The organism is Pseudomonas sp. BN606, assembly GCF_029873115.1.
Lineage (GTDB): Bacteria > Pseudomonadota > Gammaproteobacteria > Pseudomonadales > Pseudomonadaceae > Metapseudomonas.
Genome location: NZ_SSOF01000074.1, coordinates 115,668 through 130,634, shown reverse-complemented (window position 1 = coordinate 130,634; position 14,967 = coordinate 115,668). Strand labels below are relative to the sequence as shown.

Here is a 14,967-nt window from a genome sequence, read left to right as displayed (position 1 = left end):
CTTCGGCGTCCATGCGGTAAAGCGACCGGCCAGGCCCTGAAAGCCTGGCCGTTTTGTTTTGGGCGTCGGCTTTTGTCCGCATGGGAATCCTGGTGCTCATGGCGCACCCTGCGGAGCTGCCCAACCTACGCATTGGCGTGGGTATCGACCACCAGAGTCAGGCGCGCGATGAAGCCGTCGCCGTCCGCGACCAGTTCGGCCATTGACTGCTCGCCCTGCTGACGTCGGAAGATGTAGTCCTGCTCCAGCCGCGTCCAGTCCTGGCCGGGGAGGGAGTAGGGCGCTTTCGCCATCGCCGGGCGGATGACCGACTCGGGGAAGTACAGCTGGCCGGTGTGGATATCCCGTTCACTGAGATGCACCTTGAGGTGAACATGGTTGGTCCGGCCGGGGTAGTAGCCAGGGATGATGCTGCGAAATTCTGCGCGGCCGTCGTCGTCGGTGATCTGTACGCCACGCAGGAAGCGGCTCGCAGAGTCGCTTCCTGCGCCCGAATAGGCGCCCTGCGCATCGCAGTGCCAGATTTCCAGGGCGGCATCGCCCAGGGGATGGCAGCCGTCCAGTTGCAGCACCTCGAACTGCAGTCGCAACGCAGTGCCTGGTTTGCCGTCCGTGATGTCCTGGCGCAACAGCGCATCTTCCAGATAGAAGGGCCCGGCGGTCTGCTCCGGGCTGAGATGGCAGGCCCTGGTGTTATCGGACAGGCTGAATCTCGGCCAGCTCAACAACACCAGGCCGCCAAGACCGAATTGCATCAGTTGGCGGCGGGTAGGATGCACGGAGACGCTCCTCTGAAGAGAGTCGGGACATCTCTTTCATCCTAGACCTGGCACGAAACGACTGCTGCGCCCATCGGTCGCGGCCAATGCAGATGCTTTCACTTATCTTTCACAGTTCCCGGGTGTATCTTGTGCGCCCCAAAGCCAGCCCGACAGAGGCTGGTTCGATTAGCCGATGGGACAGCCCTGTTCTTCCCCAGAGGAGCCTGACCCCCATGTCCTTCACTCGCAGACAGATTCTCGGCGGCCTGGCCGGCCTCGGCGTTGTTGGCCTTGGCGCCGGTGGTGCCCGCTACTGGCTGGGCCGCACCCTGGATGCAAAGACCCACGACTACGAACTGATCGCCGCACCGCTGGACCTCGAACTGGTTCCCGGCCACACCACGCCTGTCTGGGCCTATGGCGGGCAGGCGCCTGGCGTGGAACTGCGCTCGCGCCAGGGGGACTGGCTGCGGGTGCGCTTCATCAACAAGCTCGAAGAGCCAACCACGATCCACTGGCATGGCATCCGTGTGCCCCTGGAGATGGACGGCGTCCCCTACGTTTCGCAGTTGCCGGTGTTGCCCGGCGAGTACTTCGACTATCGCTTCAAGACCGACGACGCGGGCAGCTTCTGGTACCACCCGCACTTGTCCAGTGCCCATCAGTTGGGGCGCGGCCTGGTTGGCCCGCTAATCGTCGAGGAGCGTGAACCTTCTGGCTTCAAACACGAAAAAGTGCTCAGCCTGAAGACCTGGCATGTGGACCAGGAAGGCGCCTTCACCGCCTTCAGCGTTCCCCGCGAGGCTGCCCGTGAAGGTACCCGTGGTCGCCTGAGTACCATCAACGGCAAGTCGCTCCCGACCATCGAGCTGCCCGCGGGGCAAGTGGTGCGTCTGCGTATCCTGAACCTGGACAACACCGTTACCTATCGGCTCAACATGCCGGGGGCGGAAGCGCGCATCTATTCCCTCGACGGCCATCCGGTGAAGCCGCGCGACCTGGGCAAGGAGTACTGGCTGGGGCCGGGCATGCGCATCGAGCTGGCGATCAAGGTGCCGGCTGAAGGTACCGAACTGCCCCTGCGCAATGGTCCGTTGCGCCTGGCGACGCTGAAGAGCGTGGCCAGCAGTGAAGCACCGGGCGACTGGCCGGCGCCGCTACCGGACAACCCGGTACCCGAGCCCGACCTGGAGAAAGCCCAGGTGCTGCGCTTCAACTTCGAGTGGGCCGCCACCCTGGCCAGCGCCGCCGGACGGCCGAGCAACTACTGGCAGATCAACGGCAAGGCGTGGGATATCAACGACAAGACTTGCGCGGATCGTCCCATTGCCAGGCTGAGGAAGGATGGCCACTACATCTTCGAACTGCGCAACATGGCTCAGTACCTGCACCCCATTCACCTGCACGGCATGGCGTTCAAGGTACTGGACTCGGACCGCAAGTCGATCATTCCCTACTTCACCGACACCTACCTGTTGGGCAAGAACGAGACCGCGCGCATCGCGCTGGTGGCGGAGAATCCGGGTGTCTGGATGTTCCACTGCCACGTCATCGACCATATGGAAACCGGCCTGATGGCCGCCATCGAGGTTGTCTGAACCTGCCATGCGCCAGCCCCAGATCATCGACCGCAGCCGCGACGAACACTTCATGCGCGAAGCCCTCGCCCTGGCCCAGCAGGGCGCGGCGCTGGGGGAGGTGCCGGTAGGCGCGGTGCTGGTCAAGGACGGCGAGATCGTCGGGCGCGGGTTCAATTGCCCGATCTCCGGCCATGACCCCAGTGCCCATGCCGAGATGGTGGCGGTGCGCGATGCTGCCAGCCGCCTGGAGAACTATCGTCTGGTAGGCAGCACGCTGTACGTTACGCTCGAACCCTGCAGCATGTGCGCCGGGCTCATCGTCCATTCGCGGATAACCCGCGTCGTCTACGGCGCCACAGAACCCAAGGCGGGCGTGGTGGTCAGCCGTGGCCAGTTCTTCGACCAGGAATTTCTCAATCACCGTGTGCTGGTTGAAGGTGGCGTGCTGGCGCTGGCGTGCAGCGAGATGCTCTCCGGTTTCTTCCAGGCCCGTCGAGCTGCACGCAAGGACGCCTGAGGCGGAAGCTTGCGACAGGCGGTCCGGCCAAGGTCAGGTGATGGTCCGACATGAAAAAGCCCGCTTGATGCGGGCTTTTTCTTGGCCGGAAGGGGCAGCTCAGAGCTTCTCGTCCTGCTGGTCTTCCGGCGGACGAGTCTTGTTGATGCCAGGCAGGTGGCTGGCATTCTCGGCCAACTGGCTGCCTTCCATTTGCGGCTGGGTTACCCAGGTGAGGATGTCGTAGTAGCGGCGGATGTTCTGTACGAAGTGCACGGTCTCGCCGCCGCGGGCATAACCATAACGGGTCTTGCGGTACCACTGCTTCTGCGACAGGCGCGGCAGCATCTTCTTCACGTCCAGCCACTTGTTCGGGTTCAGGCCCTCGGCCTCAGCCAGCTTGCGGGCGTCACCCAGGTGGGCGATGCCGATGTTGTAGGCGGCCAGGGCGAACCAGGTACGGTCCGGCTCCTTGAGATCCTCGGAAAGACCGTCCTTGATCAGCGTGAAGTACTTGCCGCCGCCATGGATGCTCTGCTGGGCATTCAACCGGTTGGACACGCCCATGGCCTTGGCCGTGCCCTCGGTCAGCATCATCAGGCCGCGCACACCGGTCTTGGAGGTGGCGGTGGGCTGCCAGAGGGATTCCTGATAGCCGATGGCCGCCAGCAGGCGCCAGTCCACGTCGTTTTTCTGCGAAGCCAGGCGGAAGTGTTGCTCGTACTTGGGCAGGCGTTGCTGCAGGTGCTTGGCGAAGGTGTAGGCGCCGACGTAGCCGAGTACATCGACATGGCCGTAGTAGCGATCTTTCAAGCGCTGCAGGGTGCCGTCCTTGCGAGCCTTGCCGAGGAAGGCGTTGACCTCGTTGTAGAGGCTGTCGTCTTCGCCTGGCGCCATGGCCCAGGCCAGGCTGGTGGCGTCACCCAGGTCGAAGGCCACGCGTACATTGGGGAAGTAGACCTGGTTCATCGCCAGCTCGTTGGAATCCACCAGGGTCAGGTCGATTTGCCCCTCGTCGACCATGCGCAGCAGGTCGACCACTTCGACTTCGTCGGATTCCTCGTACTTCAGTCCCGGCAGGGTGGCCTTCAACGCCGCCAGTTGCTCTGCATGGCTGCTGCCCTTGAGTACCAGGATACGGCGGCCCACCAGGTCTTCTGGACGGGTAGGGCGACGCTCGCCGTTGCGGTAGATGATCTGCGGGGTGACATCCAGGTAGGAGTGGGAAAAGCGCACGTCGTTCTTGCGCGCGTCGCTGGCCACCAGACCTGCGGCGGCCAGGACCGGGCCGTTGGCCTGGCCCAGGCGGAAATACAGATCATCCAGCTTGTCGGCGGTTTCGATCTTGAGCTCGACGCCCAGGTCGTCGGCGAATCGCTTGACCAGTTCGTACTCGAATCCGGTTTCGCCGTTACGATCTTCGAAGTAGGTGGCGGGGCTGTTGCGTGTAATCACGCGTAGCACACCCTCCTCCTGAACGCGCTCGAGGGTGGTGGGCTGTTTGCAGCCGACGAGCATCAGGAAGAATCCGGTGGCCAGGGCCCAGAACGCCCGACGTGTGCCGAACACGTGGTTATTTAGCATCCACGGAGTATACGCAAAGCCTGGCGGGCGCCATATCTCGACAGCGGGCATCTTCTCTGCTAGCTGTCGGGCGACGCGAGGCACCTTCAGAGGTGCCGGAAAGCGGCGCTTTGCGCTAGAATGCACGGCCTCCAAGCACACCCCTTCCCCAGAGGCTGTCCCGAAGATGTTGATCCTGCGCGGTGCTCCCGCCCTTTCCGCTTTTCGCCACGGCAAACTGCTCGAGCAACTGACCCAGAAGGTCCCCGCCGTCAGCGGACTCTACGCCGAGTTCACCCACTTCGCCGAAGTGATTGGCGTACTCAGCGGGGAGGAAGAGCAAGTCCTGGCCCGCCTGCTCAAGTACGGCCCCAGCGTCCCGGTTCAGGAGCCCAGCGGCCGCCTGTTCCTGGTAGTGCCGCGCTTCGGCACCATCTCGCCCTGGTCGAGCAAGGCCACCGACATCGCTCGTAACTGCGGCCTGGCCAAGATCGAGCGCCTGGAACGCGCTATCGCCTACTACGTGACAGGCGAGTTCAGCGACGCCGACGCGCAGCTCATCGCCAGCAGCCTGCATGACCGCATGACCCAGCTGGTGCTGGCCGGCGCGGAACAGGCTTCCGGCCTGTTCAGCCACGCCCAGCCCAAGCCGCTGACCGCTGTGGATATTCTCGGTGGTGGCCGCGTTGCGCTGGAAAAGGCCAACGTCGAACTGGGCCTGGCGCTCGCCGAGGACGAAATCGACTACCTGGTGAAGAGCTTCAACGATCTGGGTCGCAATCCCCACGACGTCGAGCTGATGATGTTCGCCCAGGCGAACTCCGAGCACTGCCGCCACAAGATCTTCAACGCTAGCTGGGACATTGACGGCCAGGCGCAGGAGAAGAGCCTGTTCGGCATGATCAAGAACACCTACGAAATGCACCGTGAAGGCGTTCTGTCCGCATACAAGGACAACGCTTCGGTGATCGAGGGTTCTACCGCCGGCCGCTTCTTCCCGGACCCGGCAACCCGTCAGTACGGTGCCACCCAGGAGCCCGTGCACATCCTGATGAAGGTGGAGACCCACAACCACCCGACCGCCATCGCCCCGTTCCCCGGCGCCTCCACCGGCTCCGGTGGCGAGATCCGCGACGAAGGCGCTACCGGCCGTGGTGCCAAGCCCAAGGCGGGCCTGACCGGCTTCACCGTTTCCAACCTGCAGATCCCCGGTTTCGAGCAGCCCTGGGAAAAGCCCTATGGCAAGCCCGAGCGCATCGTCACTCCGCTGGACATCATGATCGAAGGCCCGCTGGGCGGCGCCGCGTTCAACAACGAGTTCGGCCGTCCGGCCCTGACCGGCTACTTCCGTACCTTCGAGCAAGCCATCGACACCCCCCACGGTGAAGAAGTGCGCGGCTATCACAAGCCGATCATGCTCGCCGGCGGCATGGGCAACATCCGCGCCGAGCACGTGCAGAAGGGCGAAATCTCCATCGGCGCCAAGCTGATCGTCCTCGGCGGCCCGGCCATGCTCATCGGCCTTGGCGGTGGCGCTGCTTCCTCCATGGCTACCGGCTCCAGCTCCGCCGACCTGGATTTCGCGTCGGTACAGCGCGACAACCCGGAAATGGAGCGTCGCTGCCAGGAAGTGATCGACCGTTGCTGGCAGATGGGTTCGGAAAACCCCATCAAGTTCATCCACGACGTGGGTGCCGGCGGTATTTCCAACGCCCTGCCGGAGCTGATCAACGACGGTGGCCGTGGCGGTCGCTTCGAACTGCGCGCCGTGCCCAACGACGAGCCGGGCATGAGCCCGCTGGAAATCTGGTGCAACGAGTCCCAGGAGCGCTATGTGCTCTCCGTGGACGCCGCCGACTTCGAGCGCTTCAAGGCCATCTGTGAACGCGAGCGCTGCCCGTTCGCCGTGGTCGGCGAGGCCATCGAGGAGCCGCACCTGACCGTGGCCGACAGCCACTTCGGCAATAAACCGGTGGATATGCCGCTCGAAGTCCTGCTCGGCAAGCCGCCGCGCATGCACCGTTCGGTCAGCCGCGAAGCCGAGCTGGGCGATGATTTCGCCGCCGCCGAGCTGGACATCGATGACGCCGTCAGTCGTGTACTGCATCACCCGGCCGTGGCCAGCAAGAACTTCCTGATCACCATCGGCGACCGCACCATCACTGGCCTGGTGGCCCGCGACCAGATGGTCGGCCCCTGGCAGGTTCCGGTAGCCGACTGCGCTGTCACCGCCACCAGCTTCGACGTCTACACCGGTGAAGCCATGGCCATGGGCGAGCGCACCCCGCTGGCCCTGCTGAACGCCCCTGCGTCCGGCCGCATGGCCATTGGCGAGACCATCACCAACCTGGCTGCTTCGAAGATCGAGAAGCTGGGTGACATCAAGCTCTCCGCCAACTGGATGGCCGCTGCCGGCCACCCGGGTGAAGACGCCCGTCTGTACGACACCGTCAAGGCCGTTGGCATGGAATTGTGCCCGGCACTGGGCATCACCATCCCGGTGGGCAAGGACTCCATGTCCATGAAGACCCGCTGGCAGGACGAGGGTGCGGACAAGTCCGTCACCTCGCCGCTGTCGCTGATCGTTACTGGCTTCGCGCCAGTCAGCGATGTGCGCCAGACCCTGACCCCGCAGCTGCGTCTGGACAAGGGCGAAACCGACCTGATTCTGGTGGACCTCGGCCGTGGCCAGAACCGCATGGGCGGTTCCATCCTGGCCCAGGTCTACAGCAAGCTCGGCCAGCAGACCCCGGACGTAGACGACGCCGAAGACCTGAAAGCCTTCTTTGCCGTGATCCAGGGCCTGAACGCCGATGGCCACCTGCTGGCCTATCACGACCGTTCCGACGGCGGCCTGCTGGCCACCGTGCTGGAAATGGCCTTCGCCGGCCACTGCGGTCTGGACATCTACCTGGACGCCCTGGCGGACAACCGTGAAGGCCTGGCTGCCGTGCTGTTCAACGAAGAACTGGGTGCGGTCATCCAGGTTCGCCAGGACGCCACGCCGGAAGTGCTGGCCCAGTTCAGCGCCGCCGGCCTCGGCGACTGCGTCGCGGTAATCGGCCAGCCGGTCAATGGCGCCAACGTTGCCATCAGCTTCAATGGTGAAGCCGTGTTCGGCGGTGAGCGCCGCATGCTGCAGCGCCAATGGTCCGAGACCAGCTATCGCATCCAGCGCCTGCGTGACAACGCCAATTGCGCCGATCAGGAGTTCGACTCGCTACTGGAGGAAGACAACCCCGGTCTGTCCGTCAAACTCAGCTTCGACGTCAATCAGGACATCTCCGCGCCCTACATCAAGAAGGGCGCGCGTCCGCAGGTGGCGATCCTGCGCGAGCAGGGCGTCAATGGCCAGGTGGAAATGGCCGCCGCCTTCGACCGCGCCGGTTTCGCTGCCATCGACGTGCACATGAGCGACATCCTTGCCGGCCGCGTCAGCCTGGAAGACTTCAAGGGCCTGGTGGCCTGCGGTGGCTTCTCTTACGGCGACGTACTCGGCGCTGGTGAGGGCTGGGCCAAGTCGATCCTGTTCAACTCCCGTGCCCGTGATGGCTTCCAGTCGTTCTTCGAGCGCAAGGACAGCTTCGCCTTGGGTGTGTGCAACGGTTGCCAGATGATGTCCAACCTGCACGAGCTGATTCCCGGCACCGAGTTCTGGCCGCACTTCGTGCGCAACCGCTCGGAGCAGTTCGAAGCGCGCGTGGCCATGGTTCAGGTTCAGGAGTCGTCCTCGATCTTCCTGCGTGGCATGGCGGGTTCGCGCATGCCGATCGCCATCGCCCACGGCGAAGGCCACGCCGAGTTCGAAAGCGAAGAAGCACTGCTGGAAGCCGACCTGTCCGGTTGCGTGTCCATGCGCTTCGTCGACAGCCACGGCAAGGTCACCGAGACCTATCCGGCCAACCCGAACGGCTCGCCCCGTGGCATCACCGGCCTTACCAGCCGTGACGGCCGTGTGACCATCATGATGCCGCACCCGGAGCGCGTGTTCCGTGCCGTGCAGAACTCCTGGCGCCCGGACGAGTGGCAGGAAGACGGCGGCTGGATGCGCATGTTCCGCAACGCCCGCGTCTGGGTGGATTGATAGCCGGCTGCAGGCCGTTCTGATGACCCTCTCCCCCGGGGAGAGGGTGCCCGAAGGGCGGGAGAGGGCGTTTCAGCCAGCTCCGCATGATTGGCCCACTCGGACATCGACAGTGAAAGGCGGGAGAAGGCAATCTTCTCCCGCCTTTTTTGTTTTCGAGCCTCACCCATGCCGGACCCGATTCTTCCTGAAGTCCGCCTGCTCCAACCCGGCGATCGCTGCCGGCTCTGCCGCTGTGGTCGTTCGCCACAGCTGCCTGATTGTCCTTCCTCTTGCTCTGGCGGCTTCGACCTGACCGCTCGTCGCGAGCAGCGGTTACTGCTCTGCCGCTGTGGCCTGTCCGCGCGGCTGCCGTGGTGCGATGGCAGTCACAGCCCGCCCACACCCAGCCTCGGCCAGCGCTGGCGGCGCTTCTGGAAAGGTGAGTAGCACTTCACCTTTATCACCAGACGCACTATCCCCACGCAGAACGCATTGCTGCGCTACGGGTCCAAATCGCCGTATGTGAACCGTGCCTCGGCAATATGACGTCAAAATGCCATCATTCGTGACATCATTTCCTGGCATGAACCCGTATTCGGAGCCACGCGGAGGACCCGATGTACAAGCTGTGTTTCTACGTTCCGGAGAGCCATCTGGAACCTGTGAAAAAGTCCATCTTCGCCGCTGGCGGCGGGCGTATCGGCGCCTATGACAGCTGTTGCTGGCAGGCGCTCGGCCAGGGACAGTTCCGTCCGCTGGAGGGTAGCAATCCCTACCTGGGCCAGTCCGGAATCGTCGAGCAGGTGGCGGAATGGAAAGTGGAAATGGTGGTGGCCGATGAGCTCATCCACGATGCGGTCAAGGCACTGAAGAAGGCTCACCCATACGAAACGCCGGCCTTCGAAGTGTGGCGCCTGTCCGACCTGGTGTTCTGATCAGCGAAATGCGGCCCTGAAAGCTCCTGGCGTGCCGCCAACCGCCGAGCGGAAGCGATTGCTGAAGTGGCTGGCACTGGCGAAGCCGCAGGCCAGGGCGATTTCGCCAAGGGGCAGCTCGGTCTCACGCAGCAGCTTGCGCGCCCGTTCCAGGCGTCGCGCCAGCACATATTGGTGCGGCGGCATCCCGAAGCTTTCGCGGAACATCCGCGCGAAGTGATATTCCGACAGCGCCGAGAAGGTCGCCAGCTCGCCCAGGCTGATGGGCTCGGCCAGGCGGGTCTCGATGTAGTCCGCCAGGCGCTTGCGCAAGGCCGGCGCCAATCCACCTTTCAGTCGCAGCCCTTCACGCATTCCCACCTGAGTCAGCAGGCTGTGATGGATCATCTCGTGCGCCAGGCTGGTGGCGCGCAGGCGCTCGCCGGGTTCGTCCCAGTCCAGGCGGACCAACTGATGGAAGTTCTGCGCCTGCTGTGGGTCATCGAGGAAGGTGCGCTCGCACAATTGCAGTTCGCGGGGTTCGCGGTCCAGCAGGGTCACCGCCGCTTGGGCGAAGTGCTCCGCGCTGAAATAGAGATGCGCCAGGCGGATCTCGCCGTTGATCACCCAGGATGATTCGTGGCCGGCCGGCAGGATGCACAGCTTGCCCGGTGCGCCCTTGGTATCCGGCCGCTCGCGGCGGTAGGTGCCGGTGCCGCCCTCCAGGTAGCAGGACAGGGTGTGGACTTTCGGCCCCTGGTATTCCCGCGCGTCGTGGTGGTTGCTCCAGAGTGCCGCGCCCAGGCCGTCACCCAGCTCCGCGCTGTGCTCAAGGCGAGCATGAGGCGAACTGCTGAGGGACTGGAAGACCTGATTCTGTTCGAGTAACGACATGGACGGAGCGGCCGGTGTACGAATGGAGTTCATCCTAGCGCGCGTGTAAACCGACGGGCAGCCATCCGACGAGATAAGCGCAAGTTTGTGCAAGCGGGTGGCAGGTGGTGGATGGAGACTGGTTCCGTCGAAACCGGAGTCGCCGTGATGAACCTGTCCCTCTACCTGCTCACCGTCCTGATCTGGGGCACTACCTGGATCGCCATCAAGCTGCAGATGGGCAGCGTCGCCATTCCTGCGTCGATCGCTTACCGCTTCGCCCTGGCCGCCGCGGTGCTGTTCGCCCTGCTCCTGATCAGCCGGCGCTTGCAGAAGCTCGATGGTCGAGCGCAGATGATCTGCCTGGCCCAGGGCCTGTGCCTGTTCTGTGTCAACTTCATGTGCTTCTACACCGCAAGCCAGTGGATACCCAGCGGGCTGATCGCCGTAGTGTTCTCCACCGCCACCCTGTGGAACGCCCTTAATGCACGAATCTTCTTTGGCCAGCGCATTGCACCCAACGTGCTCGGTGGCGGCGGCCTTGGCCTGCTGGGGTTGGGCTTGCTGTTCTGGCCAGAGCTGTCTCACCACACCGCCAGCCGTGAAACTTTCATCGGTCTTGGCCTGGCGCTGCTCGGCACACTGTGTTTCTCCGCCGGCAACATGCTCTCCAGCCTGCAGCAGAAAGCCGGACTCAAGCCGTTGACCACCAACGCCTGGGGCATGTTCTACGGTGCCCTGATGCTGGCCGCCTGGTGCCTGGTCAGCGGTACGCCCTTCGGCATGGAGTGGAACACCCGCTACGTCGGCTCTCTGCTTTACCTGGCGATTCCCGGCTCGGTGATCGGCTTCACCGCCTACCTGACCCTCGTGGGACGCATGGGCCCGGAGCGCGCCGCCTACTGCACCGTGCTGTTCCCGGTGGTGGCGCTGAATATCTCGGCCTTCGTCGAAGGCTACCAATGGACCTTGCCCGCGTTGTTCGGGCTGGGCCTCGTGATGGCGGGTAACGTACTGGTGTTCCGCAAGCCCAAGACATCCATGCCGGCTGCTGCCACGGCGGGTCGCGCATGAGCGCCGGGCGCGTGGTACGCAGCCGAGACTTCACCGCGGAGCGGGCGTGGGGCGCGATGGATCTGGTCAATATGGGCGGCACCACAGTGCGTTTGCACTGGACCGACCAGCCCTATGTCTGGCACGTCAACGACGGGCCTGAAGTCTTCGCCGTACTCGATGGCGAGGTAGAGATGCGTTATCGCGAGGAAGGCGATGAATTGCGGGTACTGCTAGGGGCAGGGGATATCTTCTTCGCCGAGGTAGGTTGCGAACATGTCGCCCATCCGATTGGCGCCGCCCGAGTCCTGGTGATCGAGCGGGAGGGGAGCATCTAGTCGTTCTGGGTCTTCTTCACCCCTCGCATGTTCATCGCCGCGAGGCAGAGCTGCAGCACGATCAGCGCATAGGCGTGGGCGTACAGCCCCCAGGCGATCCAGAGCGCATTGCTCGTCATGAACACCCAGAAACCTACATTGCGTCGTGACTCCTGATTGGAGCCGATCAGCCAGGCAGCCAGGACGGTCACCAGCATCGCCGGCCATTGCAGCAGGTCCAGGTAGTCCATCGCCAATTCCTCGCACGCCTTCTGCTTAGTGGCGAGCGATGCAGCGGCGGTTCCATCGAATCAGCCGTCGAGCGGGTGGCTCAGGTAGAGGGCGATTTCCTCGGCCGCCACTTCCGTCGGATCGTAAAGCATGGTGTTCAACCCGCAGAAGGTGAAACCGGCGCGCTGGTAGAAACCGATGGCAGGGTAGTTGCTGGTCTGGGTCTCCAGCCACAGGCAGCGCATCGCCTGGCTGCGGGCATAGGCCATCGCCCCTTCCAGCAGTGCACGACCGATGCCCTGGCCCTGGTGCGCCGGTGCAACGAACAGCGCACTCAGTTCAGCGCTGCGGTTCCACGGCACCAGGCGCACGCATGCAAAACCGGCGAGGCTGCCGTCGCGGGCTTCGGCTGCAAGGGCGAAGTCGGCATCGGCTACATCATCGGGAAACCCGGCGGCGTCATAGGCCTTGTGGAAGGGCTCGGCGAGTTTCTCCTCGACCAGTCGCAGTGCAAGGCCATCGGCCTCGACGCGCCAGATGTGCGAGGTGATGTAGGAGGCATCGAAAGCGGCGAGCCGCTCGCTATCGGCCGGCACGCGCAAGGGGCGGTAGTTCATGGTGGACATCCTTGTTGGCCGTCAGCGGACCTTCGTGAATACCCGCTCCGACAGCAGCAATGCGGCCATCACCGGATAACAGAGGTAATGGACCAGGAACAGCAGTACGCCCATGGGGCTGGGCGTGTCCTGCAGAGTCATCATCGCTAGCAGTCCTAGGTATAGCAGCCCAAGCAGGCCGCCGTAGGTGAGCACGATGCGCCAACGCTCACCGGGCTCGGGTAAGCGGCGCTGGATGAGGCGGAACGCGAGGGCCAGCAGGGCGGCCGTGGCGGCAGCGATCAACAGCGTGGCGAAGATGCCGCCGATTTTCACGAAGCTGCGAAGGAGCAGGTTCAGGACGATGGCCAGGGCCACGCCGCCGACGGCGTAGCGCAAGGTAAGCGACATGACGGGATCTCGTTGTTGGGCTGTGGCAACTGTAGCCGAATGCTATCCGGGCAACCGATTCAGGTGGTATCGCAAATTTTTTTCCACGCCTGTAACGCTAGCTCGGCTGCGTTCTCTATCTCTATGTCCGGCGCAGCAAGCCGGCCAAAGACAACCATCCCGAGGATGCACAAAATGACTACCAAGACTTCCACCACCACCGCTGCCGGCGTCGCCCTGGCCCTCGCCGCTGCCGGTCTGTTCGCCAGCCTGCCGACCCAGGTCATGGCCGAAGAAGCCATGGTGCACTGCTACGGCATCAACGCCTGCAAAGGTCAGAACGACTGCAAGACCGCTAACAACTCGTGCAAGGGACAGGGTGCCTGTAAAGGCCAGGGCTTCAAGAGCACCACGCTGGCCGAGTGCAATTCCGCCGGCGGCAAGGTCGGTCCCTGATGAGGCTGGGGTGGCCTGCGGGCCACCCCGATCCAGGGAGACCGGCCATGCATGAGCACCCATCCAGCCTGGGTTTCGGCCTGGGCTTGCGAAGCCAGTATCACCAGGAGGTTCTCGAACGACAGCCCACGGTGGACTGGTTCGAGGTGATCTCCGAGAACTACCTGGTAGGCGGCGGCAAGCCGCTCTACTACCTGGACGCCATTGCCGAGCGCTATCCGCTGGTAATGCACGGGGTGTCGCTGTCCATTGGCGGCCCGCACCCGCTGGACCGCGATCATCTGCTGCAGTTGAAGGCACTTGCCCAGCGCATCAGGCCTCGCTGGGTCTCTGATCATCTCTGCTGGAGCCGTGGCAACGCCCACCAGCTCCATGACTTGCTGCCGCTGCCCTTCACCGAAGAGAGCCTGGCCCATGTGGCCGAACGGGTCCGGCAGGTGCAGGACGCGCTGGGCCGGCCGCTGGTGCTGGAGAACGTTTCCAGTTACCTGCGCTGTGCCGACAGCGAGATGAGCGAATGGGAATTCCTCGCCGCCCTGGTGGAACTCAGCGGCTGCGAACTGCTATTGGATGTGAACAACGTGTACGTCAGCGCGCGTAACCAGGGTTTCGATCCCTGGGACTTCATCCGCGCACTGCCGAAAACCGCCATCCGCCAGTTGCACCTGGCCGGTCATAGCGACTACGGCCACTACCTGATCGATACCCACGATGCACCGATCTGTGATCCGGTCTGGCAGCTTTACCAGCGCACCCTTGAACACCTGGGGCCGGTTGCCACCCTGCTGGAGCGTGACGACCACCTGCCGCCTTTGGATGAGCTGCTGGCCGAGTTGGGCAAGGCACGGGAACTGGCGGACGTCACCCTGGGAAAGGAGGTGGTATGCGCTTGAGCGAATTTCAGCAGCGCTTCGAGGCCTACTTGCTGGATGAATGCGACCTAGCCGACGCCGAACTGCTCGCAGCCATTCGTGGCGGCCCGGAACTGGGCGCGCTGGAGGGCTTGCAGATTTACCATCATGCCTTCCGCGCACGGCTGGTCGAGGCGTTGCGTGGCGACTACCCGACACTGCATCACTGGCTCGGCGACGATGAGTTCGAGGCCTTGGCCCACGCCTACCTGCGTGCCCATCCGTCGCGGCATTTCAGCCTGCGCTGGCTGGGGGCGAGTCTCGCCGATTTCATCGAGTCCTGGCTGGTGCCGGATCAGTCCGCGCCCTTGGCCGAGCTGGCGCGGCTTGAGTGGGCCTTCACCCTGGCCTTCGATGCTCCGGCGGATGAGCCGCTGACCCTGGAGCAGATGGCGCATTTGCCTGCTGAAGACTGGCCCGAGCTGCAGCTGGCGCTGGTGCCCAGTGTGCAGCGGGTGCCTTGTCGGCATAACAGCCTGGCCCTGTGGCGGGCGGTGAAGGATGGTCGCGAGTTCCCTGGCAGCGAGCTGCTGGAGCGAGCCGAACTGTGCCTGGTCTGGCGTCAGGGGCTGGTGGGGCAATACCGCAGCCTTGCCGAGCAAGAAGGCCATGCATTGCTGGGCATGGTGGCGCAGGGCTGGAGCTTTGCTGGCCTGTGCGCGGAGCTCGGCGATCCGATGCTGGCGGCTGGCTGGCTGAAACTGTGGATAAGTGAGGGTGTGGTCAGGCGCGCAGGCTGAGTCTGGCGCCGTCCGACCGG

The 14,967-nt window shown here is 63.9% G+C and carries 16 protein-coding genes; 10 read left to right on the top strand and 6 right to left on the bottom strand.

Translation table 11 applies throughout. The features are described from left to right. Positions 1 to 125: 125 nt before the first annotated feature. Positions 126 to 779, bottom strand: coding sequence for an intradiol ring-cleavage dioxygenase (locus tag E8E75_RS16250; protein WP_120652787.1), 654 nt, complete (start codon positions 777 to 779; stop codon positions 126 to 128). Between the two features lie 215 nt (positions 780 to 994). On the opposite strand from E8E75_RS16250, the gene E8E75_RS16245 reads away from it, so the two are divergent. Continuing rightward, positions 995 to 2,359, top strand: a complete 1,365-nt coding sequence (locus E8E75_RS16245; RefSeq protein WP_153922362.1) for a multicopper oxidase family protein — start codon at positions 995 to 997, stop codon at positions 2,357 to 2,359. A 7-nt stretch (positions 2,360 to 2,366) separates the two neighbouring features. Next, positions 2,367 to 2,858, top strand: a complete 492-nt coding sequence (tadA, locus tag E8E75_RS16240) for a tRNA adenosine(34) deaminase TadA (protein WP_120652785.1) — start codon at positions 2,367 to 2,369, stop codon at positions 2,856 to 2,858. A gap of 99 nt (positions 2,859 to 2,957) precedes the next feature. On the opposite strand, the gene mltF is transcribed toward tadA, so the two are convergent. After that, on the bottom strand, positions 2,958 to 4,421 hold the full coding sequence (mltF, locus tag E8E75_RS16235; RefSeq protein WP_120652784.1) for a membrane-bound lytic murein transglycosylase MltF: 1,464 nt from the start codon (positions 4,419 to 4,421) through the stop codon (positions 2,958 to 2,960). 166 nt (positions 4,422 to 4,587) lie between these two features. Here mltF and purL point away from each other — a divergent pair, with 166 nt between their 5' ends. The 3 genes from purL to E8E75_RS16220 all read left to right on the top strand — a co-directional run bounded on the left by purL (position 4,588) and on the right by E8E75_RS16220 (position 9,401). Then, entirely contained in the window at positions 4,588 to 8,484 is a 3,897-nt protein-coding gene (gene purL / locus E8E75_RS16230) for a phosphoribosylformylglycinamidine synthase (RefSeq protein WP_153922364.1), read from the top strand. 168 nt (positions 8,485 to 8,652) lie between these two features. After that, on the top strand, positions 8,653 to 8,913 hold the full coding sequence (locus E8E75_RS16225) for a CDGSH iron-sulfur domain-containing protein (RefSeq protein WP_153922367.1): 261 nt from the start codon (positions 8,653 to 8,655) through the stop codon (positions 8,911 to 8,913). A gap of 170 nt (positions 8,914 to 9,083) precedes the next feature. Then, positions 9,084 to 9,401 carry a YqfO family protein gene (locus tag E8E75_RS16220; protein ID WP_120652781.1) on the top strand — a complete coding sequence of 106 codons (318 nt, stop codon included), beginning with the start codon at positions 9,084 to 9,086 and terminating at the stop codon, positions 9,399 to 9,401. On the opposite strand, the gene E8E75_RS16215 is transcribed toward E8E75_RS16220, so the two are convergent. Beyond that, complete coding sequence (locus E8E75_RS16215; protein WP_120652780.1) at positions 9,402 to 10,274, bottom strand: AraC family transcriptional regulator; 873 nt, start codon at positions 10,272 to 10,274, stop codon at positions 9,402 to 9,404. A gap of 147 nt (positions 10,275 to 10,421) precedes the next feature. Here E8E75_RS16215 and E8E75_RS16210 point away from each other — a divergent pair, with 147 nt between their 5' ends. Beyond that, entirely contained in the window at positions 10,422 to 11,327 is a 906-nt protein-coding gene (locus tag E8E75_RS16210; protein WP_120655266.1) for a DMT family transporter, read from the top strand. Further along, complete coding sequence (locus E8E75_RS16205; protein WP_120652779.1) at positions 11,324 to 11,644, top strand: cupin domain-containing protein; 321 nt, start codon at positions 11,324 to 11,326, stop codon at positions 11,642 to 11,644. The genes E8E75_RS16210 and E8E75_RS16205 overlap by 4 nt, the downstream gene beginning before the upstream one ends. Here E8E75_RS16205 and E8E75_RS16200 read toward each other — a convergent pair. Genes E8E75_RS16200 through E8E75_RS16190 form a run of 3 tightly spaced genes read right to left on the bottom strand, consistent with a single transcriptional unit; the run spans position 11,641 to position 12,861 of the window. Next, entirely contained in the window at positions 11,641 to 11,874 is a 234-nt protein-coding gene (locus tag E8E75_RS16200; RefSeq protein WP_120652778.1) for a hypothetical protein, read from the bottom strand. The two genes, E8E75_RS16205 and E8E75_RS16200, sit on opposite strands and share 4 nt — an antisense overlap. Before the next feature lie 60 nt (positions 11,875 to 11,934). Further along, positions 11,935 to 12,471, bottom strand: coding sequence for a GNAT family N-acetyltransferase (locus E8E75_RS16195; RefSeq protein WP_218584192.1), 537 nt, complete (start codon positions 12,469 to 12,471; stop codon positions 11,935 to 11,937). Positions 12,472 to 12,492: 21 nt separating this feature from the next. Further along, positions 12,493 to 12,861 carry a hypothetical protein gene (locus E8E75_RS16190; protein ID WP_120652776.1) on the bottom strand — a complete coding sequence of 123 codons (369 nt, stop codon included), beginning with the start codon at positions 12,859 to 12,861 and terminating at the stop codon, positions 12,493 to 12,495. A gap of 174 nt (positions 12,862 to 13,035) precedes the next feature. Here E8E75_RS16190 and E8E75_RS16185 point away from each other — a divergent pair, with 174 nt between their 5' ends. The 3 genes from E8E75_RS16185 to E8E75_RS16175 are packed head-to-tail and all read left to right on the top strand — an operon-like array spanning position 13,036 to position 14,947. Continuing rightward, entirely contained in the window at positions 13,036 to 13,296 is a 261-nt protein-coding gene (locus E8E75_RS16185; protein WP_028628621.1) for a membrane protein, read from the top strand. 47 nt (positions 13,297 to 13,343) lie between these two features. Next, positions 13,344 to 14,189: a DUF692 domain-containing protein gene (locus E8E75_RS16180; protein ID WP_153922374.1), complete on the top strand. Its 846-nt coding sequence runs from the start codon at positions 13,344 to 13,346 to the stop codon at positions 14,187 to 14,189. Further along, positions 14,180 to 14,947, top strand: a complete 768-nt coding sequence (locus E8E75_RS16175; RefSeq protein WP_120652774.1) for a DNA-binding domain-containing protein — start codon at positions 14,180 to 14,182, stop codon at positions 14,945 to 14,947. Before E8E75_RS16180 ends, E8E75_RS16175 begins: the two co-directional genes overlap by 10 nt. The last annotated feature ends 20 nt before the right edge of the window (positions 14,948 to 14,967 follow it).

Coding starts and splice junctions, on each gene's coding strand:
- E8E75_RS16245 (WP_153922362.1), top strand. CDS start 995: ATGTCCTTCACTCGCAGACAGATTCTCGGCGGCCTGGCCGGCCTCGGC.
- tadA (WP_120652785.1), top strand. CDS start 2,367: ATGCGCCAGCCCCAGATCATCGACCGCAGCCGCGACGAACACTTCATG.
- mltF (WP_120652784.1), bottom strand. CDS start 4,421: ATGCTAAATAACCACGTGTTCGGCACACGTCGGGCGTTCTGGGCCCTG.
- purL (WP_153922364.1), top strand. CDS start 4,588: ATGTTGATCCTGCGCGGTGCTCCCGCCCTTTCCGCTTTTCGCCACGGC.
- E8E75_RS16225 (WP_153922367.1), top strand. CDS start 8,653: ATGCCGGACCCGATTCTTCCTGAAGTCCGCCTGCTCCAACCCGGCGAT.
- E8E75_RS16220 (WP_120652781.1), top strand. CDS start 9,084: ATGTACAAGCTGTGTTTCTACGTTCCGGAGAGCCATCTGGAACCTGTG.
- E8E75_RS16215 (WP_120652780.1), bottom strand. CDS start 10,274: ATGTCGTTACTCGAACAGAATCAGGTCTTCCAGTCCCTCAGCAGTTCG.
- E8E75_RS16210 (WP_120655266.1), top strand. CDS start 10,422: ATGAACCTGTCCCTCTACCTGCTCACCGTCCTGATCTGGGGCACTACC.
- E8E75_RS16205 (WP_120652779.1), top strand. CDS start 11,324: ATGAGCGCCGGGCGCGTGGTACGCAGCCGAGACTTCACCGCGGAGCGG.
- E8E75_RS16200 (WP_120652778.1), bottom strand. CDS start 11,874: ATGGACTACCTGGACCTGCTGCAATGGCCGGCGATGCTGGTGACCGTC.
- E8E75_RS16195 (WP_218584192.1), bottom strand. CDS start 12,471: ATGAACTACCGCCCCTTGCGCGTGCCGGCCGATAGCGAGCGGCTCGCC.
- E8E75_RS16190 (WP_120652776.1), bottom strand. CDS start 12,861: ATGTCGCTTACCTTGCGCTACGCCGTCGGCGGCGTGGCCCTGGCCATC.
- E8E75_RS16185 (WP_028628621.1), top strand. CDS start 13,036: ATGACTACCAAGACTTCCACCACCACCGCTGCCGGCGTCGCCCTGGCC.
- E8E75_RS16180 (WP_153922374.1), top strand. CDS start 13,344: ATGCATGAGCACCCATCCAGCCTGGGTTTCGGCCTGGGCTTGCGAAGC.
- E8E75_RS16175 (WP_120652774.1), top strand. CDS start 14,180: ATGCGCTTGAGCGAATTTCAGCAGCGCTTCGAGGCCTACTTGCTGGAT.